Annotated in this window: 19 protein-coding genes; 6 read left to right on the top strand and 13 right to left on the bottom strand. The window is 64.9% G+C overall.

Going from position 1 to position 19,898, the window contains the following annotated elements; translation table 11 throughout:
• Window positions 1-101 precede the first annotated feature (101 nt).
• Together XH98_RS03195 and XH98_RS03200 are read right to left on the bottom strand one after the other, a co-directional pair.
• The gene (locus XH98_RS03195) at window positions 102-464 is read right to left on the bottom strand and encodes a hypothetical protein (RefSeq protein WP_271603875.1); all 363 of its coding nucleotides are present in this window, start codon (window positions 462-464) and stop codon (window positions 102-104) included.
• A 21-nt stretch (window positions 465-485) separates the two neighbouring features.
• On the bottom strand, window positions 486-923 hold the full coding sequence (locus tag XH98_RS03200; RefSeq protein WP_271603969.1) for a YciI family protein: 438 nt from the start codon (window positions 921-923) through the stop codon (window positions 486-488).
• Between the two features lie 212 nt (window positions 924-1,135).
• Between XH98_RS03200 and XH98_RS03205 the strand changes: the two genes are divergently transcribed.
• A complete protein-coding gene (locus XH98_RS03205) occupies window positions 1,136-1,924 on the top strand; it encodes an SDR family NAD(P)-dependent oxidoreductase (RefSeq protein WP_271617782.1) in 789 nt (262 codons plus the stop codon).
• A 125-nt stretch (window positions 1,925-2,049) separates the two neighbouring features.
• Entirely contained in the window at window positions 2,050-2,487 is a 438-nt protein-coding gene (locus XH98_RS03210; protein WP_271603873.1) for a hypothetical protein, read from the top strand.
• Window positions 2,488-3,381: 894 nt separating this feature from the next.
• On the opposite strand, the gene XH98_RS03220 is transcribed toward XH98_RS03210, so the two are convergent.
• The 4 genes from XH98_RS03220 to XH98_RS03235 form a co-directional block, all read right to left on the bottom strand.
• Window positions 3,382-3,795, bottom strand: a complete 414-nt coding sequence (locus XH98_RS03220) for a VOC family protein (protein ID WP_057759192.1) — start codon at window positions 3,793-3,795, stop codon at window positions 3,382-3,384.
• A 57-nt stretch (window positions 3,796-3,852) separates the two neighbouring features.
• The gene (locus XH98_RS03225; RefSeq protein WP_271603872.1) at window positions 3,853-4,389 is read right to left on the bottom strand and encodes an SRPBCC family protein; all 537 of its coding nucleotides are present in this window, start codon (window positions 4,387-4,389) and stop codon (window positions 3,853-3,855) included.
• 196 nt (window positions 4,390-4,585) lie between these two features.
• A complete protein-coding gene (locus XH98_RS03230; RefSeq protein WP_271617783.1) occupies window positions 4,586-5,881 on the bottom strand; it encodes an RNA polymerase sigma factor in 1,296 nt (431 codons plus the stop codon).
• Window positions 5,878-6,246, bottom strand: a complete 369-nt coding sequence (locus XH98_RS03235; RefSeq protein ID WP_057759198.1) for a YciI family protein — start codon at window positions 6,244-6,246, stop codon at window positions 5,878-5,880. The genes XH98_RS03230 and XH98_RS03235 overlap by 4 nt, the downstream gene beginning before the upstream one ends.
• Window positions 6,247-6,390: 144 nt before the next feature.
• Here XH98_RS03235 and XH98_RS03240 point away from each other — a divergent pair, with 144 nt between their 5' ends.
• Window positions 6,391-7,356 carry a 2-hydroxyacid dehydrogenase gene (locus tag XH98_RS03240; protein ID WP_271603870.1) on the top strand — a complete coding sequence of 322 codons (966 nt, stop codon included), beginning with the start codon at window positions 6,391-6,393 and terminating at the stop codon, window positions 7,354-7,356.
• A 19-nt stretch (window positions 7,357-7,375) separates the two neighbouring features.
• Here XH98_RS03240 and XH98_RS03245 read toward each other — a convergent pair whose 3' ends face one another.
• From XH98_RS03245 to XH98_RS03260, 4 genes are read right to left on the bottom strand one after another with little or no spacing between them, the layout of a single operon-like run.
• Window positions 7,376-7,789, bottom strand: coding sequence for a Rieske (2Fe-2S) protein (locus XH98_RS03245; protein WP_057759203.1), 414 nt, complete (start codon window positions 7,787-7,789; stop codon window positions 7,376-7,378).
• Entirely contained in the window at window positions 7,786-8,886 is a 1,101-nt protein-coding gene (locus XH98_RS03250; protein WP_220006824.1) for an amidohydrolase family protein, read from the bottom strand. The genes XH98_RS03245 and XH98_RS03250 overlap by 4 nt, the downstream gene beginning before the upstream one ends.
• Window positions 8,883-9,989, bottom strand: a complete 1,107-nt coding sequence (locus tag XH98_RS03255; protein WP_271603869.1) for an amidohydrolase family protein — start codon at window positions 9,987-9,989, stop codon at window positions 8,883-8,885. The genes XH98_RS03250 and XH98_RS03255 overlap by 4 nt, the downstream gene beginning before the upstream one ends.
• A gap of 32 nt (window positions 9,990-10,021) precedes the next feature.
• Complete coding sequence (locus tag XH98_RS03260; protein ID WP_271603868.1) at window positions 10,022-11,398, bottom strand: MFS transporter; 1,377 nt, start codon at window positions 11,396-11,398, stop codon at window positions 10,022-10,024.
• Window positions 11,399-11,523: 125 nt separating this feature from the next.
• Between XH98_RS03260 and XH98_RS03265 the strand changes: the two genes are divergently transcribed.
• Both XH98_RS03265 and XH98_RS03270 read left to right on the top strand, forming a co-directional pair.
• Window positions 11,524-12,441, top strand: a complete 918-nt coding sequence (locus XH98_RS03265; RefSeq protein WP_057759212.1) for a LysR family transcriptional regulator — start codon at window positions 11,524-11,526, stop codon at window positions 12,439-12,441.
• Window positions 12,442-12,576: 135 nt separating this feature from the next.
• Window positions 12,577-14,544, top strand: a complete 1,968-nt coding sequence (locus XH98_RS03270; protein ID WP_271603867.1) for a methyl-accepting chemotaxis protein — start codon at window positions 12,577-12,579, stop codon at window positions 14,542-14,544.
• Window positions 14,545-14,619: 75 nt separating this feature from the next.
• Here XH98_RS03270 and XH98_RS03275 read toward each other — a convergent pair whose 3' ends face one another.
• Complete coding sequence (locus XH98_RS03275) at window positions 14,620-15,318, bottom strand: TetR/AcrR family transcriptional regulator (RefSeq protein ID WP_271617784.1); 699 nt, start codon at window positions 15,316-15,318, stop codon at window positions 14,620-14,622.
• Between the two features lie 107 nt (window positions 15,319-15,425).
• Between XH98_RS03275 and XH98_RS03280 the strand changes: the two genes are divergently transcribed.
• Entirely contained in the window at window positions 15,426-16,070 is a 645-nt protein-coding gene (locus tag XH98_RS03280; RefSeq protein WP_271603865.1) for a glutathione binding-like protein, read from the top strand.
• Between the two features lie 56 nt (window positions 16,071-16,126).
• Here the strand turns inward: XH98_RS03280 and XH98_RS03285 are convergent, their stop codons facing one another.
• Window positions 16,127-17,785: a hydantoinase B/oxoprolinase family protein gene (locus XH98_RS03285; protein ID WP_271617785.1), complete on the bottom strand. Its 1,659-nt coding sequence runs from the start codon at window positions 17,783-17,785 to the stop codon at window positions 16,127-16,129.
• Window positions 17,786-17,787: 2 nt separating this feature from the next.
• A complete protein-coding gene (locus XH98_RS03290) occupies window positions 17,788-19,872 on the bottom strand; it encodes a hydantoinase/oxoprolinase family protein (protein WP_271603863.1) in 2,085 nt (694 codons plus the stop codon).
• Window positions 19,873-19,898: the final 26 nt, after the last annotated feature.

Raw genomic sequence — 19,898 nt, forward strand, 5'->3', positions numbered from 1 at the left:
GTCATTCCGGGGCGGCTCGAAGAGCCGAACCCGGAATCTCGCTCGAAAACCTCCGGATTTCCGGGTTCGCCCTTCGGACCGCCCCGGAATGACGACAGAGCCTAGCCGCCCGGAATCGGCAGCACCGGCATGATCTCGACGCGCTCGCCGGGGAAGATCGCGAAATGCGGGTGGTTCTCGAACATTCTTGCGGCGGCCTCGTGCGAGGCGGCGCGGACGACCGTGAAGGCACCCATCTCGTTGGCGATGTCGGCAATGCCGCTGCCGTCGACCTTCTTGGTCCTGCCAAGCGGACCACCCATCGCCTGGATCGCGCTTTGGTGCTTCTCGACCCAGCCCTTCCAGGCCGCCATGCCCTCCATCTCCTTTGCCTTGCGCTCGGCGTCGGACATTGCATTCCACGCCGCCATTTTCGGACTGCTCTTGCTGCCGAGGAAGACTGCGAGATAGGTCTCGTTGCTCATTTGCTGTTTCTCCCTTCAACGTTAATGATGCGCCTGGCCGCGTTGTGCGGCCGTAACATGCGGCAAGTCTTCGAATCCAGAGACCGCGTCTCGCACCTCGTCAGAGAAATCCGACAACTCCTGCACCTGCCGGATCTCGATGATCTCGTTGCCGGAGGCCGGACATTTTTTGGCCCATGCGATCGCCTCGTCGCGCGAGGCCACATCGATCATCCAGTAACCGCCCAGGACTTCCTTGGCTTCGGCAAACGGCCCATCGGTCACGATTGGTTCACCGGAGCCGAAGGACACGCGCGCGCCGGCAGACGGTGGGTGCAGGCCGTCGAGCGTGATCAGCACGCCGGCGTTCTTCAGCTCCTCATTGTAGCGCATCATCGCCGCGACGCGCTCGGGATCAGGCTGGGCACCCGGTTCCGCAGTGCAGTAGCCAATCGGAATCATCAACATCATGAAACGCATGGAAGGTCCTTGGCTTTCGGTGGCATCACGGCATGCGCCGTGAGGCCGGCTGGAGACATTCACTCGATGCGAGCCGATTTCGCCCGCACTCACCTGCAAGACGAACGAGCATTGCCGGAACCGACACGTGAACGCGAATAATTTGAAGCGCCGGACGAAAGCACAGTAAGAAGACCCACGCGCCCCATGTTCGAGACAGGACAGATCAGCCCATGCCGTCAGCCTCGCAAAACGTCGCCCTCGTCACCGGAGCCGCGCGCGGCATTGGGCTCGCGACCGCGAAAAAATTCCTGGCCGAAGGGTGGCGGGTGGCGCTGCTTGATATCGAGGGCGAGTTGCTCGCCAAGGCCGTCGCCGAGATCGGCAGAAGCGGCGATACGCTGGCACTCACCTGCGATGTCTCGGACCCGACCGCGATCGGCGCGGCAATGACGGTGCTCGAGCGGCGCTTCGGCCGGCTCGATGCCTTGGTCAACAATGCCGGCATTGCGGTGTTCGCGCCGCTGATGGAGACGTCGGAGGCCGACTGGCGCCGCGTGCTCGAGGTCAATCTCACCGGGCCGTTTCTCTGCACCAGGGCGGCGGTGCCGTTGATGCGCGAGGCCGACGGCGGCGCCATCGTCAATATCACCTCGATTTCGGCCGTGCGTGCCTCGACCTTGCGCTCGGCCTACGGCACCAGCAAGGCGGGGCTCGCGCACCTGACAAAACAGCTCGCGGTCGAGCTCGCCTCGCTCAACATCCGCGTCAACGCGGTCGCGCCCGGGCCGGTCGACACGGCAATGGCAAAGCAGGTGCACACCAAGGAGATCCGCGCGGACTATCACGACGCCATCCCGCTCAACCGCTATGGGCTCGAGGAGGAGCTGGCGGAGGCGATCTACTTTCTGTGCTCGGAGCGCGCGAGCTACATCACCGGCCAAATTTTGGCCGTCGATGGCGGCTTTGATGCCGCGGGTATCGGCCTGCCGACGTTGCGGGGACAACGACGGAACGGGTAGGCACGGATTGTAGGGTGGGCAAAGGCGCTCTTGCGCCGTGCCCACCATCTCTTTCGGATTTGCCGTGGCAATGGTGGGCACGCTACGCTTTGCCCACCCTACGAAATCGAGTTGGTGGAGAGCTCATGCGACGCGTCACCTTCTGCAGTGCCCTGCTGCTCGCATCAGCACTGTTCGCATCCGCACCCGCCAAGGCGGAGATCCGTATCATCCAGAGCCCCGGCGGGCAGGTCGGGCCGTTCCTCGATCTGTTCGAGAAGGTGCGCGCGAGCGGCGAGCGTGTCGTGATCGACGGTCCGTGCCTGTCCGCCTGCACGCTGGTGCTCAGCATCGTACCGGGCGAGCGCATTTGCGTGACCAGGCGCGCCGTGCTCGGTTTCCACGCTGCGCGTTCGGTCGACCGACACGGACGCTTCTATGCCGAACCGGAAGCATCCGAAGCCGTGCTCGAAGCCTATCCCGGCCCGGTGCGTGACTGGATCGCCCGCCGCGGCGGCCTCACCTCTCGTTTGCTCTTGCTGAGGGGACGCGACCTCGCCGCCATCTATCCTCGCTGCCGGTGAAGATCAGCGACGATACGGCGCGGGTCGTCGCTGCCGCGAGATCGTCGTCGCACCGATCATTGTCGTTCGCAACAGCGCGCGAACTGGCTGATGTGCTGCCTAGAAGAATCTCTCGATCGTCTGCGCCAGCTCCAGGCTCGCGCAAATGAGCATTCCCCACAATGCAAAGTTGATTTGTAGCGCCGCCGCCATCGGTTGCACCCCTTCCGAGTTACGCCCACCCCAGATTTTAAATTTTATGAAGGAATTATTAACGGATTCTCGTGCGACGTGCACAGCCTAATATTGCGCCAGTTGTTGTGCATTGCGATCCGCTTCAGTTCACGAAGCGGCCTCACTGCTCTCGCAATGTTGTGCGAATCAAGATTTCAGATTCAGCCTCGCCGGCGGTGTGTTTCTTTGGGTTCCATTTGATTGGCGCGAAGCAGAATGCCCTGCGCAGCTTTTGCCTGTGGCGTGGAGCACCGAAAGTCCGGCATGATGCGACACATCTTGTCTTGCTTAGTTTTTGCGCAGTGCTCGCGGGATGCGCGGCCGCGCCGGCGGCGGAGCGGCGATCAATCGCATGGGACGGACTCGGTCGCGATCCAAATCGCCCTGATGTCACGAAGCGGCGCGTTGCCGGTCGCACAGCGCCAGAGACCGATCCTAATCTTGAGCGGCAAAGAGTGCTGGCGACGTTGCGTCCTTATTCCGACGCATGGTGGGCCGTTCAAGACGAGATCGAAGCCGAGAACGACAGGCAACTCGGCTCGAAGCTCGTGATCTGCCGCAGCTGCGTGGCACACCCGCCAAGGGAAGAGGCGACTGGATCAATCCGCTGAGGTGCGCCCTCCTCGCTCGCGGCAGAGCAGGGAGGAAGGCGCAGCGCGGTGTATCAGCGGAGCAACACGATCACATTCCCTCGGCGGGGCAATTCACCATCCAGGGGATGCCGAACTTGTCGACGCACATGCCGAAGCCCTTGGCCCAGAAGGTCTTGCTGAAGGGCATCGTGACGGTGCCGCCGTCGGCGAGCGCGTTGAACTTGCGCTCGGCGTCCGCAACGTCCGTGATCGTCAGCGAGATCGAAAAGCCCTGGGGTTTTTGAACATGCTCCGGCGGTGCGTCGGAGGCCATCAGCACGCTGCCGCCGGGCAGCGACATCCGTGCATGCATGATCGTCTTCTCGCGGCCGGGCGCGGCGGGCATGTCCGGCGGCGCCTCGGAGGAACGCATCATCATCTCGATCTTGCCGCCGAGAACCTTGGCGTAGAAATTGAACGCCGCTTCGCAGGTGTCCTGATAGAACAGATAGGGATTGAGCATCGTTCTCTCCTATTTCCTTGGTCTTTCCTCGTTCTTTCCTTGGACCAGTGAGACTTATTACTTCTCGGCGAGCTTCTTCAGGCTGGCGAGGCCGACTTCAAAGTCCTTGCCGATCATCGTGTCCATGTTGATGAAGACCTGCATCAGCTTGGACATGAAGGGCGCCGGGCCGTACATCGCCCATGTAACCAGCGTAGCATCGCCTTGCGGCACAAAAGTGAATTCGGCGGTATTGTGCCCCTCGAAGGGACGCGCGAAGTCGAGCTTGATGCGGAGCTTCGACGGCGTGCTTGCCTCAAGAATTTCCATATGGCCGGCACCGACATTGTTGTTGCCGTCCCAGGCATAGGTTGCGCCCCTCCCTGACGCGGTTCCACCGTAGATGCGCTTCATCGCGGGGTCCCGGTTTTCATATGGTGACCAGCTGGTCCAGAAGCGGAAATCGGCGACCAGCGGATAGATCGCATCGGCCGGCGCCTTCAGGGCGAGCGAACGCTCGACACGAAACGTGTCGGGCTTGGTAAGGGCGAAGACGAGGACGCCCGCGATCCCGATCGCGAGGACAACAGCGATAATGGCAACAGCTTTCAGCATGATTGGCTCCCTTGATACGGGATTAAGACGAAGGGAAGCCGCGCTGGCCGACAGTGTGGGAATGGATTTTTTGGCGCAGTCCTCACCCCACGTCATGGCCGGGCCTTGTCCCGGCCATCCACGTCTTAGCCAAGAGGAACGAAGAACGTGGGTGCCCGGGACAAGCCCGGGCATGACGACGTGGAAGCAGGCGGGGCTACTTCGCCTTCGCACCCTGCCTGGCACCGCCGCCCTTCGGCTGGCTATCCCGGATCAGGCGATCGATGTGCATGCGGATGTGGGCAGCTTCAGCGGAGGTGTTGGCGAGGGCGATGGCGCGGTCGAAGGCGATTCGCGCTTCGTCGTTGCGGTTGAGCTGCATCAGGAAGGCACCGCGCACGCCGTAGAAATGGAAGTAATTGGCAAGCTTCGGCGCCAGCGGCTCGATCAGGTCGAGCGCGGCCTGGGGCCCGCGCACCTTGGCGACGGCAACCGCGCGATTGAGCGTCACCACCGGCGAAGGCTGCACCACTTCGAGCGCACCGTAGAGCAGGTCGATCTGGGGCCAGTCGGTCTCATCGGGCGTCGCCGCGCGCGCGTGCAGCGCGGCGATCGCAGCCTGGATCTGGTAGGGCCCGCTGCGGCGGTGGCGCATGGCCTTGTCGATCAAAGCGAGGCCTTCCGCGATCATGGTGCCGTTCCACAAGGCGCGGTTCTGGTCCTCCAGCAGGATCAGCGATCCATCTTCGGCAAAGCGCGCGGCGCTGCGGGCGTGCTGCAACAGGATCAGCGCCGTCAGCCCCATGATCTCCGGCTCGCTCGGGAACAGGCGCAACAACAGTCGCGCCAGACGGATCGCCTCCTCGCACAGCGGCTTGCGGATCTCCGCGGTATCGCCGCTCGCCGAATAGCCCTCATTGAAGATCAGATAGATCATCGCCGCGACGCCGGCGAGCCGCTCCGAGCGTTCCACAGCACCGGGCGTCTCGAACGGCGTCCCGGCTTCCGCCACCCTGGCCTTGGCGCGGGTGATGCGCTGCTCCATCGCGGCTTCCGAAACCAGGAAGGCGCGCGCGATCTGCTTCACGGTAAGACCGGAGACGATACGTAGCGCCAGTGCGATCTGCTGCGTCGCCGGCAATTGCGGATGGCAGCAGATGAACATCAGCCGCAAGATGTCGTCGCGATAGTGCGAGCCGTCGAGACGCTCGGCAATCGCGCCTTCGGCGTCGTCGAGATCGGAGATCGCCTGGTCGTCCTCCGGCAACGGCTGCTGCTTGCGGGTGCGGCGAACCTCGTCGATGGCGACGTTGCGGCCGACCATGATCAGCCAGGCCGCCGGATCCCGCGGCGGCCCGTTCTCCCGCCAGTTCTTGAGCGCGCGCAAGCAGGCGTTCTGAAAGGCTTCTTCAGCCGTATCGAGATCGCGGAAATAGCGCAGCAGAGCGCCGACCGCCTGAGGTCGCGCCGAGGTCAGCGCCGTCTCGATCCAGCCAGTGTCGGCCTCGCTCACGCCGAAATTCCTCCCGGCCTGAACACGCCGACGGGGCGCACCTCATAGGCGCCGCCGGGATTGGCAGCGCCCAGGTCGCGCGCGACGTCGAGCGCATCGTCGAGGTTCTTGCAATCGACGATGTAGAAGCCCAGCAGCTGCTCCTTGGTCTCGGCATAGGGGCCGTCGAGCACCAGCGGTGGATCTTCCTTGCGCAAGGTCGCCGCCGCGGTGGTCGGCAGCAACCGCGCCACCGGGCCGAGCCGGCCTTGGCTGGTGAGCTTGTCCTGCACCACGGCGAGCTTTTTCATCACGGCCTCGTCCTGGTCCTTGCTCCAGGAGCCGACGAAGTCTTCGTCATGATAGCAAAGGATCGCATAAAGCATGGGCAGTACCTTACCTGAGCGCTTGTTTTGAAGACGATCCAATATGCCTCGCCCCGACAGGGCTGCGGAAAAAATTTGCGAGAAAAATCCGCCGGATCGTGCCAAGGAGGGCCACCAAAAGCGGAACCTTATGAGGCACTTCGAATGACCATGGGCACACTGGCCGTCCTGATCAACAGCACGCAGCAGAATTGGCTGCCCGAGCGCTGGAAGGCCCGGTTCGATGCGGTCTGCGACGGCCGCCGCGTGGTGCTGCTACCGGATGCCTCCCTCGATCCCGCCGAGGTGCACTATGCCGCGGTCTGGAAACCCGTGCCGGGCGACCTCGGCGCCTTCCCCAATCTGCGGGCGATCTTCAATCTCGGCGCCGGCGTCGACGCGCTGATGGCCGACAAGAGCCTGCCCGACGTGCCGCTGGTGCGCGTCGCCGTGCCTGACCTCACCAACCGCATGACCGAATATGTCGTGCTGCACGTGCTGATGCATCACCGCCAGGAGCTCTATTTGCGCGACTCGCAGCGCGCCAGGCGCTGGGAGCCGAAATATCAATGGCCGGCGAGCGCGATCACGGTCGGTGTGATGGGGCTCGGCACGCTCGGTGCCGATGCGGCCGACGTGCTGCGCCGGCTCGGCTTCCGCGTCGCCGGCTGGAGCCGCAGCCCGCGCACCATCGCGGGCGTCGAGTGCTTCCACGGCACCGCCGGGATGGATGCGTTCCTGCGCAAGACCGACATTTTGGTGTCGCTGCTGCCGCTGACGCCTGACACAAACGGCATTCTCAACCGCGAGGTCTTCACCAAGCTCAACCGCACGAGCCCGCTCGGCGCGCCGGTGCTGATCAATGCCGGCCGCGGCGGCCTGCAGAACGAAGCGGACATTCTCGCCTGTCTCGATGACGGCACGCTGGGCGCCGTCTCGCTCGACGTTTTCGTGCAGGAACCGCAGCCCGCGGACAGCCGGTTCTGGACCCACCCCAAGGTGGTGCTGACCCCGCACAACGCCGCCGACACCGATGCGGACGCGATCTCGGCCTATGTCGCCGAGCAGATCGCAAGATTCGAGGCGGGCGGCGCGCTGGAGAACGTGGTGGATCGGGTGCGTGGATATTGATGCCGCACGCTTCACATTCTCAGAGGTCGACCACGATATAAGCGTCCTCGACCGTGACCTGATATCGCTCCGCCACATAGGGTCCCATCACAAGATCGGAGCCGGCTTCAAGCTTGACCTCGAAGCTCCGCACCCTGGTGCGGCGCGGATCGCACCAGGATTGTCCGGTCGCCATGTCGAATTCCCAGCCATGCCAGGGGCAGCGCAAGAATTCACCGCGCCGTTCCAGGCGGTAGTCGCCGGGGCCGGATGACTGGCTGAGCCCTGTGACGACGCCAGAGCAGATCGCAGCTCCGCCGTGCGGACAGCGATTGAGCAGCGCATGAAGGCGCCCCTCGACATTGAACACGCCGATCTCGCGCCCGTCGACCACGACGACCTTGCGTGCGCCGGGCGGCAGCTCGGCTGCCGGGCAGACCACATGGCGGCTCATGCGAGGCGATACAATGCCATTGCATTGTCTCTGAAGATCATGCGGCGCTGCGCCTCGGTCATCGGAAATTTGAAGGCAAAGGACGGATTGTCATAGTCCCAGTGCGGATAGTCGGATGAATAGAGCAGCCGGTCCCAACCGATCCAATCGATGATCTCGACGATGTGGCGCGACTGCGCCGGCTCCTCGATCGGCTGCGTCGTCCACCAGATGTGCTCGCGCAGATATTCGGAGGGACGCCGCTTGAGATGTGCGACCTCCTTGCGGAATTTCTCGAAATGCTTGTCCATGCGCCAGGCGAGCGCCGGGGCCCAGCCGAAGCCGCCCTCGACCAGCACGACCTTCAGCTTCGGAAAACGCTCGAATACGCCCTCGATGATCAGGCTCGAGGCAAGCGCTTCCATGCACGCGACGAAGACATAGTGCTCCTGCAAATAGAAGGTCGGCCAGCCCGAGCCCGTGGAGGGATGGCCGCCATTGTAGCCGACCGGATGCAGACCGATCGGCAGGCCGGCGCGCTCCGCCGCCTCATAGATCGGCCAATAGCGCCGGTGGCCCAGCGGGTCCGAGGGCCTCGATGACAGCATGATCTGCACATAGCGGCGATCGCCGGCGCAGCGTTCGATCTCGGCCACGGCCGCCTCGGGAAACTCCTGCGGCACGACGATGCCGGCGCGAAGGCGCGGCTCCTCGCGCACCCAGCGATCGATCTGCCAGTCGTTGGTGGCGCGCGACAACGCTGCCGCAAGACCGGGATTGCGCTCCTCCATGCCGCCCTTGCTGAGCGCCATCAGCAGGCCGAACTCGACATTGACGGGATCAAGATGCTGCCTGCGCAGGAGATCGAGATCCGATCCCGCAGGACCGCCCTTCTCGGGAAGCGAATCGGCGCGCATGCCGGCGGCCATCATGCGTGGATACATCAGCGCGCTTGGCAGCGCCTGTCGCACATGGACGCCATGGGTCTCGTAGTGCTCGCGCCAGCGCGGCTCGAGATAGGGCAAGAGCTCGCCGGGCGTGCGGTGCGCCGGATGGATGTCGCAATCGACGACCGCCAGCGTCTGCCGGGCCTTCTGCTCGACAAAGGGTGCGTTCATCTCACGTCCTCCTTCGCAAGCTCGACGGCGCCGGCGGCCGCGCCCTGTGCCAGGCGGGGATAGGTTGCGAGCGCATTGTCGATCAGGATCTTCTGCAACGAGTCCGGCGGCAGCCCATCCGGCAGCACGTCGTCGCCGTCGAACTGCCAGTGCGGATAGTCGGTGGAGAACAGCAACATCTCATCCGACCCGATTCGATCGAGCGTCTGCGCGACCCCCGTCGCATCGGCCGCATCGAACGGCTGGACCGATAGGCGCAGATGCTCGCGAATGATCTCTGACGGCCAGCGGTCCACCCAGGGCACTTCCGGCCGCGCGCCACGCCAGGTCTTGTCGGTGCGCCACACGGTCATCGGCAACCAGCTTACGCCGGACTCCAGCATCACCACCTTGAGCCGCGGGAAGCGGCGGAATACGCCCTCGGCAACGAGACTGATGGTCTGGTTGGCGAAAGCCTGCGCCTGCGCGACATAGTCCTCGAACTGATAGGACGGCCAGCCCACGATCGTCGGCGCGTACCGGTAGGTGCTGCCGGCGTGAACGGCAATGACGAGGCCATGCCGTTCCGCCGCCTCATAGAGTGGAAAGAATTCGCGCCGGCCGAGCAGCTTTTCGCCCATCACCGGCAGCAGGACCTGCACGAATCGCGGGTCCGAGGCGAGACGCTCGATCTCGGCAACGGCCTGCGCCGGATCCTGCGGTGACACCAAAATCGAGCCGCGCAGCCGCGGTTCGCGGTCCAGCCACTCCGCCCGCAGCCAGTCGTTCACGGCGCGGCAGATCGCCGCCGCCATGTCGTCGTTGTGGAGCGCGATCGCACCATGCATCACGTTGGCGATGCCGAACCGGAGGTCGAAGGCATCGAGGAGATGGGCGCGCAGCGTATCGAGATCGCTCCGCGCGGTGTTCGGCGCCCGCCAGTCCGGGCGCGCGCTGATTGGCGCATTCGGCGGATAGCTCATCATGGCGAACGACATGCGGTCGATCGCGCGGTTCGTGATCTGGTCGCGCCAGTAGTCGTCGAGATATGGCAGGAGCTGCGCCATGCTCGGCATCGGCGGGTGCAGGTCGCAATCGATTGCGCCTGCGAAGGGCATTTTCATCTCTCAAGCTCCATGACTTCGTCCGGACGCGGCTAGGCCGCGGCCGTCTGATCGATCTTCCGCGCCGCCAGGTGCTTGCGCTGCGAAATTCCCAGCACCAGGACGCAGGCCGCCACCACCAGCGGCGGCAGAGCGGCCAGCAGGAACAGGTTCGAGAACGGCAGATGCTGTGCGATCAGGATGCCGGCAACCAGCGGTCCGCTGATCGAGCCGATCTTGGCGACCGACAGCGCCCAGCCCACGGCCGTCGTGCGGTTGGCGCTGGAATAGAACTGGCCGACCGAGCTGTTCAGGCCCTGATGGCCGCCCACGACGAAGAATCCGACACACGCCATCGTCCCAAGGTAGGTGCTGTCACCAAGACCGGCCCAGCCAAGCGAAGCAACCAGCGGGCAGGCAATCAGCGGCACGATCGCAATGGCGATGACGCCGAAACGATCGAGCACCCGGCCGATGGTGAGGCCGCCGACGGCGCCTCCCAGGCTGAACACGGTCAGGCCCATGGCAGCCTGCGCGGGCGTGTGCCCGGATGCCTCGGCCAGGATCGGCGTCCAGCTGTTGAGGAAGAACATCGTGATCGAGCTTGCGATATAGGCCACCCACAGGAACGGCGTGATGATCGCCAGCCGCCCGTCGAACAGCGAGGCGAGTTGCGACAGGGGTCCCATGCCGGCGCTGCCGGCGGACGCTTCATCGCGCAGCACGAAGCGCGTCGTCGCCTGCGCCTGAAGGCCGGGCTCGATCCGGTTGAGGATACGCGCGATCTCCGCGGGCTCGCGATTGCGCACCACGAGGAACTTGATCGATTCCGGAAGCGCAAAATAGCACAGCGCGGCCCCCAGCAGCGGCAGCACGCCGCCGATCCAGAACACGATGGTCCAGCCGAACTGCGGCACGAGACCGGCAGCGATGAAGCCGCCGATGCTGCTGCCCGCGACATAACCGACCATGATGATCGCGACCGCCGTGCCGCGATATCGGCTCGGCGCATATTCGAGGTTGAGCGCGTAGCATAGCGGCGACAATCCGCCGATGCCGATGCCGGCGAGGAAGCGAAGCACGATCAGGCTCGTGATGTCGCTCGCCCACACCGTCGCCAGCGTGAAGCCGCCGAACACCAGCATCGAGGCCACGATCGACAGGCGACGGCCGATGCGGTCGCCGAGCGATCCGAATACGAGGCCGCCGACGAGGATGCCGAAAATGCCGGCGCTGAAGACTATTCCGAGCGCAGCCCGCTCGACGCCCCAGGCGCGGATGATCGATGGCGCGGCGAAGGCCATGGCCTGGAGGTCGTAACCGTCCAGGAACATCATCGTCGTCGACAGGATCAGGACTGTCAGGACCAGGCCATTGCGGCGCTGGCGCTCGATGACATCGGTGACATCGATGATGTCAGATGCACTCATGCTCATTCCTCCCAGTTGCCGTTCGTTTTGGTGTGACGGCTTGTGGTAGCGGAGGAAGCCTATTTCCTTCGGGAATGGGGGAGAATAAGCTATTTCGCGCGATCATCTTTTCCGGATTGGATTAAATGGCCGATAGCCTTTTGAATATGAAGGCGTTTTTGGCAACGGCCCGAACCGGCAGTTTCTCCGAGGCCGGCCGGCAGCTGGGGGTGGCGCCATCCGTCATCACCAAGCGGGTCGGACAATTGGAATGGTCGCTGAAGACCACGCTGCTGCGGCGGAGCACGCGGCGCCTCGCGCTCACAGAGATCGGCGAGCGCTATCTCGACGTCATCAGGCAGATCGTGCGCGATTACGACGAGATGGCGAAGGGCATCATGCGATCGCCAAACGAGCTCGAGGGCCAGTTGCGCATCAAGGCGCCGGCCTCGCCGATGGTGATCAACCTCGCGCAATTGCTGTCGTCGTTTCAGATCAGATATCCGCGCGTGACGCTCGACGCGGTGCTGGTGGACCGCACGGTGAACCCGGTCGAGGAAGGCTTCGACATCGTTCTCACCATGATGCCGTCATCCTTCGACGGGGTGCTCGAGGAGCCCCTGCATGTGTTCGAACGCGTACTGTGCGCCGCGCCCTCTTATCTGGCACGGCGCGGCCAGCCCCGACACGCGCGCGACCTCGTCAATCACGATTGCATCGTGTTTTCGCCGATCGGGCCCTCCTGGACTTTCGAGGGGCGCAACGGCGTGACGACGGTGACGGTCCGGCCGCATCTCGTCACCAATAACGGCGCGCTCGTCATCGACAGCCTGTGCGCGGGCAGCGGCATCGCGATCGCCTCGCGCACCGCTGTGGCGGATCGGCTCAAGTCCGGCGCGCTGGTCGAGCTGCTCCCGGAGCTGCAGGTCCCCGATCTCTGGGTCAAGGCGCTCGTCCCGGCGACGCGCTCCAACCTCGCCCGCGTACAGACGCTGCTGGGCTCCCTGCGCGACGCCTTCCGGGACGCCGCGGCAGCGGCGCCGGCGCTCGCCCGCGAGACGTAGCGCGGCGGGACGACGCCGTTATGTTGACCGATTGGCCTTGGCCGTCCCCCACCCGCATCGCCGGTATCCCGTTCACCCTCTTTTAGCGAGAGATTGATACGCGTTGTCAGTCAATGCGCAGCGAACGAGTCGGACATGCGAGCGAACCTCGGCCTCAGGATGCGGATCACGGTTGCGCTGGCGGTGACGGCGGCGGCGACGGCGCTGATTGCCGTGCTCGGCGCCATGTGGATCATCGCGGGGATCATCGACCGCGCCGACCAGCGCGAATTGCGCAGCCATTATGATGCGCTGCTGTCGCGGATCGCCGAAGAGTCCCGCCGCGCCGCCGCCATGAGCACGGTGGTGGCCGCGATGCCGGCGACGCAGGAGGCGATGGCCAAGCAGGATCGCGACGCCCTGATGCGCCTGTTCGGGCCGGTGTTCGCAGCGACCAAGTCCGAGTACGGCGTCGAGCAGTTCCAGTTCCATACGCCGCCCGCGACCTCCTTCCTGCGCGTGCACCAGCCGGCGAAGTTCGGCGACGACCTCTCGAGCTTCCGCAAGACCGTCGTCGACGCCAATCAGGAGCGCAAGGTCATCGTCGGACTCGAAGGCGGGGTCGCCGGGCTCGGCATCCGCGGCGTGGTGCCGATCGCGCAAGCGGGCAAGCATCTCGGCTCGGTGGAATTCGGCCTGAGCTTCGGCCAGTCCTTTCTCGACGATTTCAAGGCCAACCGCCATGTCGACATCGCTTTCCACCTTGCCGATGGCGCGGGCTTCAAGCTGTTCGGCGGAACGCTGAAGGGCCAGAACTTCTTCGATGCCGCAGATTACCGCCGCGCCACCGGGGGCGATTTTGCGGTACGGCAGTCGAAGCTCGACACCAGGCCGGTCGCTGCGCTGCTCGGGCCGATCAAGGACTTCTCGGGAAAACCGCTCGGCGCCGTCGAGCTGGTGATGGACAACGCCGATTACGTGGCTTCCGCCGACCGCGCCTGGATGCTTGCGATCGGCATCGCCGTGCTCGGACTCGTGCTCGCCGCCATCGTCGGCTACCTCATCGCCCGCGGGATCTCGCGGCCGATTCTGTCGATCACATCAGTGATGCGCGAGCTTGCCGACGGCCATCTCGACGTCGCCATCCCCGAAAGCAAGGCCAATGATGAGGTCGGCGCGATGGTGAAGGCGGTGGCGGTGTTCCGCGACAATGCCATCAACTTCAGCAGGCTCCAGGCCGGCCAGCTCGAGGCCAAAGCACAATCCGAGGCGGAGAAACGGCGCGCCTTCGCCGCGCTCGCCGACAATTTCGAGGCCAGCATCCGCGACGTCGTCACCACGGTCTCCTCGGCCGCCGTCGAGATGGAACACACCGCGCGCTCGATGTCTGCCATCGTCGAGCAGTCGCGCAATCAGACCCGCGCGGTGTCGTCGGCTTCGGCGCTCGCCTCCGAGAACGTGCAGACGGTTGCGGCTGCCGCGGAAGAATTGTCCTCGTCGATGACCGAGATCAGCCGCCGGCTCGCGCATGCGACCGAGGTGGTGGGCAAGGCTGCGAGCGACGGCCAAGCGTCGAATGCGCGCGTGCAGAGCCTCGCCGACGCCGCGCAGAAAATCGGCGACGTCGTTTCTTTCATCAACGGCATCGCCGGGCAGACCAATCTCTTGGCACTGAACGCGACGATCGAGGCGGCGCGCGCGGGCGAAGCCGGCCGCGGCTTTGCCGTGGTCGCCTCCGAGGTCAAGGCGCTCGCGACCCAGACCGCAAAGGCAACGGAAGAGATCGGCGCACAGGTGACAGCCGTCCAGGGCGAGACGTCAGGTGCGGTCGAAGGCATCCAGTCGATCTGCGCCACGATTCAGCAAGTCGATGAAATCTCCGCGGCAATTGCGGCCGCCGTCGGCCAGCAGGGCACGGCGACGCAGGAGATCGCGCAGAACGTTCAGCAGGCCGCCGCCCGCACCGGCGAGGTCTCGCAGAACATTGCCGGCGTCACCGACGGCATCGCAGCGACTGGCACAGCCGCGGAAGAGGTGCTGGTCTCGGCCGTCGAGCTGTCGAAACAGTCGCAGCGGCTGCGCGATGAGGTGGATCGCTTCCTCGCCCAGATTCGCGCGGCGTAGTTAAAGGCAGGATCGTGCTACAAACTCGGCGTCGCCCGGCCTGGTGCGCAATTGCGCACCAGGCCGGGACGACGGTTAGGGGTTAGCCCCCACCATCACGTCAATCGCGCCTTTGACGATTTCCTCCAGCTCCTTGCGCGGCACGCGCGCACGGGAGCGGATGGCGATGGTGTGGATGGTGGCGGAGGCGAGTTGCGCCAGCACGGCCGGATCGGCACTGTCAGGCAGCTCGCCCTTCTCCTTGGCGCGGCGGAAGCAGCTTGCAAAAGCCTTGTCGAGATCGGCAAGGCCCTCCAGCACCATGGCGCGAATTTCGGGATCACTGACCGCTTCGGAGGCTGCCGTCACGACCGTGAAGCAGCCGCGCGGCCCGGTCTCGCCGGAAAGATAGATGTTCAACGCGGCGGCATAGATGCGTTCCAGCCGCTGGCGCACCGGCATCTCCTGGCGAAAGATCTCGACCATCGAGGCGCGGGCGTCCTCGCGGTAGCGCTGGTAGCTCTTGATGTAGAGCTCGCGCTTGTCGCCGAAGGCGCCGTAAAGGCTCGGCCGGTTCATGCCGGTGGCTGCGCTGAGGTCGTCGAGCGAGGTCGCGGCAAAGCCTTGCTTGCGAAACAGATCGAGCGCCTTGCCGAGGGCGATCTCGGGTTCATAGGCGCGCGGCCGGCCACGGCGCTTGGGTTCGCCGCGGCGCTTGGGTTCGCCGCGGCGCTTGGGTTCGCCGCGGCGCTGGGGTTCTTTGGCAGCAGCTGGCGGCCTCGATTTTTGTACCATTTCGCAAATTAATCCTTGACCCGCCCCATATTATGCAAGATGGTACAAAAATCAATCTGGCCAGGTTGAGCGACACCCACAAGAGGACTAGCCCAAGGAGGCCCACCATGGATCTTTATTTTTCGCCGCTCGCCTGCTCCATGGCGACGCGCGTCGCGCTCTATGAAGCCGGCGCTGATGCGAATTATCTCGAAGTCGATCCCCCGACCAAGACAGTGCTGAACGACGGCTCCGACTTCCGAGCGGTCAATCCGATTGGTCTGGTGCCGACGCTGCGCACCGACGAAGGCGTGGTGCTGACCGAGAATGCGGCGATCCTGCAATATGTCGCCGACCGCTTTCCGCGATCCGGTCTTGGCGCCACGGCAGGTATCGAGCGCACCCGGCTACATCAATGGCTCTGCTTCATCGGCACCGAGCTGCACAAGGGCCTGTTCATCCCCGTGCTCGACCGCAAGGCGCCGCAGGAGGCCAAGGCCTATGTGCTGGAGAGGAACCTGTCGCGGCTCGACTATCTCGACAACTACCTCAAGGGTCGGGATTACCTGCTCGACCATTTCAGCGTGGCCGATGCCTACCTGGTCACGGTCATCAACTGGACCATGGCGACGCCGCCGATCGAGCTCGCGAAATGGCCGAACGTGAAGGCCTATTACGAACGCTTGCGCCAACGGCCGTCGATCGCGAAAGCGATCGCGGAGGAATTCGAGCTGTACAAGGCCGAGCTGGCCCGGAAGAAGGCGGCGGCGTAAGTCAGGCCAAAGGCATCGTCCCGGCCGGCGAGGCCGGGACGGACTCTTTCAGCGGTTCACTCCGCGTAGCCATACACTGCGACCGCATTATCTGACGACACGAGACCGCTCTCGACGTCGTCTTTCACGGCCATTCGATCGCGCACCGTGGGATCGCCGATGCCGGCGCCGCCGGGCGTGTGCACCACCAGGCGGTCGTCCGGTGGCACCTGCTGAAAGCCCTTGCCACGCAGCTTCTTGCCGGACTTGAGGCCGACATAGCCGGCCTCGCCGTTCTTGCCGCCATCGCGGCCGCGCGGCGGATGATCGATGCGGTCAAACGCCGCCAGGATATCGAACGGCGCATCGACGCCGCTGCCGACCTCGATGATCTGGCCGAGGCCGCCGCGGGTGCGCCCCGCACCGCCGGAGTCAGGCCGCAGCTCCTTGCGCCAGAAGATCAGCGGCGTCTGCGTCTCCGCGATCTCGACCGGCGTGCCGCGCACGCCGCTGGGATAGGCGGTCGCCGACAGCCCATCCTTCGCAAAGCGCGCACCGGTGCCGCCGTTTGAGGTCACCGCCATCGAGAATCCGTAATTGCCGCCGACGCCGCTGCGCGTCTGGCCGCGGACGTTGAGATTCCACAGGCAGGAGGTGCCTTCGGCGGGCACCCCCTCGGGAATGATCTGGCGCAGGCAGCCGAACACGACGTCGGGCAGCATCTGCCCGATGATGTGGCGCGAGGCGACCGGCGCGGGCTTGGGCGCATTGAGGATCGCCCCCGCGGGTGCCGACACCGTCAGCGGCGAGAGCGAGCCGGCATTGTTCGGGATCTGCGCGGCGACGACGCAGCCGAGGCCGAAAACGGTGTAGGCCGTGGTGTAGGACAGTGGCACGTTGATGCCGAATTTCGACGCGGCCGAGGTGCCGTCGAAATCGACGTGGATGCCTTGATCCGAGATCGTCAGCGTCGCCGCCAGCGTCTCCGGCGCATCATAGCCGTCGACCACCATGCTGTTGCGCCAGCTGCCCTTCGGCAGTTTGGCGATCTCGGCGAGCACGGCCTCGCGCGAGCGGTCGCAGATATAGTCGCCGAGCGCGTCGAGCGTATCGATGCCGAATTCGGTCATCATCTCGACCAGGCGTTCGCAGCCGACATCGTTGCAGCCGGCGAGCGAATAGGTGTCGCCTTCGGTATCGATGGGCAGGCGCGTGTTGGCGCGGATCATCGCCATCAGCGTCTCGTTGACGACGCCCTGGTCGATGAGCTTCAGCATGGGGATGTAGAGCCCCTCCATGAACACGTCGGTGGCATCAGGGCCGAAGCCGATGCCGCCGATGTCCATGAGATGGCTGGTGCAGGAGAACAGCGCGACGATCTTGCCGTCCTTGAAGCAGGGCGTGGTGACGACGAAATCGTTGAGGTGGCCGGTACCCATCCAGGGGTCGTTGGTGATGTAGGCATCGCCCTGCTTCATCGTCTGGAGCGGGAAATGGCTGATGAAGTGCTTGACCGATTCCGCCATCGAGTTGACGTGGCCCGGCGTGCCGGTCACCGCTTGCGCCAGCATCCGCCCCTTGAGGTCGAACACGCCGGCGGAGAGATCGCCGCATTCGCGCACGATCGGGCTGAAGGCGGTGCGCAGCAGCACCTGCGCCTGCTCCTCGACCACGGCGATCAGCCGGTGCCACATGATCTGAAGGTCGATCAGGCTCGCGCCGTTTGCCTTGCTCATGATCAGGCCGCCTTCCGTTCCATGACGATGCTGCCGGCACCGTCGATATGGGCATCAAAACTGGTCGACACAAAAGTAGAGGTCTCATCCTCCGCGATCACGGCGGGGCCGGCAATGGTCGCGCCGGGCGCCATGTCCTCGCGGCGATAGAGCGGGATCTCGACCACCTCGCCCGCCCTTCCGTCAAAGAATTTCCGGCTGCCGGACGCTTTGCCCGCCGGCTTGCGCGTCACGGCCGCGACGGTGGGCGGATTGCGCGCCTCCGTCGTGGCGAGCACCGACCAGCTCAGCACCTCGATCGCCGCGCCCGGGATCGGGCGCTCGAACATCGCGGAATAGTCCGCCTCGAATTTCTGGCGCAGGCTGCCGAGATCGGCCGACGTCAGCGGCCGGTTCGGCAGCTCGACGGTGATCTCGTGGCCCTGGCCGACATAACGCATGAAGGCCGCGCGGCGTTCGCGCACCGGCGCACCGGCCGCACCGGGCTCGACCAGTGCGCGCGCCTCGGTCACCATCTCCTGCAAGAGATCGGAGACGGCCTTGGTGTCGAAATCATCGAGGCGGACGTGACGGCTGCGTACCAGCTCATAGGCGATGGGCGCGGCGAGGAAGCCAACGGCAGAACCGACGCCGGCATTCGACGGCACGATCACGCGGGAAACACCGATCTTCTCGGCAACGCGCGCCGCATGCAGCGGAGCAGCGCCGCCGAAAGCAATCAGCGTGTGCTGGCCGACGATCTCGCCGCGCTCGACGGCATGCACGCGCGCCGCGCTGGCCATGTTCTCGCAGACCACCTCGTGCACCGCATAGGCTGCGGTCTCCGCCGACAGGCCCAGCGCTTCGCCGACGCTGCTCAGCAGGGCCTTCTTTGAAAGCTCCGGGTCAAGCTTGATCGTGCCGCCAGCAAACGCATCAGGATCGATCATGCCGAGCGCAACGTCCGCATCGGTCACGGCCGGCCGCTGACCGCCACGGCCGTAGCAGGCAGGGCCCGGTTCGGAAGACGCACTCTCCGGGCCGACAGTGACGCGCTTCATCGCGTCGACATGCGCGATCGAGCCGCCGCCGGCGCCGATCTCGACCATCTCGATCACGGGAATGCGCACCGGCAGGCCCGAGCCTTTCAGGAAGCGCGCGGCGCGATCGACCTCGAACACGCGCGAGGTCTCGGGCTGGTACTTTTCGATCAGACAGATCTTTGCCGTGGTGCCGCCCATGTCGAAGGACAGCACCTTGCTTTCGCCAAGACGCGCAGCAATCTGCGCCGCGAAGATCGCGCCGCCGGCAGGACCGGATTCGACGAGCCGCACCGGAAAGCGTCGCGCCGTCTCGATCGAGGTAACGCCGCCACCTGAGGTGACGAGATAGATGGCGCCGCGGAATTGCTCGACCTGCAATGCGTCGGCCATGCGGGCGAGATAGCCGTCGATCAGCGGCTGCACATAGGCATTCGCAACAGCGGTTGAGGTTCGCTCATACTCGCGGATCTCCGGGCACACGGCCGAGGACACCGTCACCGAAATGCCCGGCATCTCCTCACCGATGATCGCGGCTGCGCGGCGCTCATGGTCGGGATTGGCATAGGAATGCAGAAACGCGATCGCGACACTCTCGACCTTCAATTCGCGCAATTTCGGTACGAGTGCGCGTACAGCAACCTCGTCGAGCGCGAGGCGAACGGCACCGTGCGCATCGATGCGCTCGGGCACGGTGAAGCGAAGGCTGCGCGGCGTCAGCGGCTTCGGCTTGTCGATGCTGAGATCGTACTGGTCGTAACGGCTCTCGGTGCCGATATCCAGCACGTCGCGAAAACCTTCGGTGGCGATCAGGGCCGTTTTGGCGCCACGCCGCTCGATGATGGCGTTGGTCGCCAGCGTCGTGCCGTGGATGAAGACGTCGATGTCGCTGATATGCGCACGCGCGTCGGCGAGAATGAGGCGCATGCCGTCCAGCACTGCCTGCTCTGGACGCTGCGGCGTGGTCAGCACCTTGCGGGTCTTGCGCACCTCGCCCACGTCAAGCACGATGTCGGTGAACGTGCCGCCAATATCCACGGCAAGCCGCACCTCGGCTCCTTCAAGCATTCCAAAATTCTCCGGCTGATCGTCAA

The organism is Bradyrhizobium sp. CCBAU 51745, from assembly GCF_028128715.1.
Taxonomy (GTDB): domain Bacteria; phylum Pseudomonadota; class Alphaproteobacteria; order Rhizobiales; family Xanthobacteraceae; genus Bradyrhizobium; species Bradyrhizobium manausense.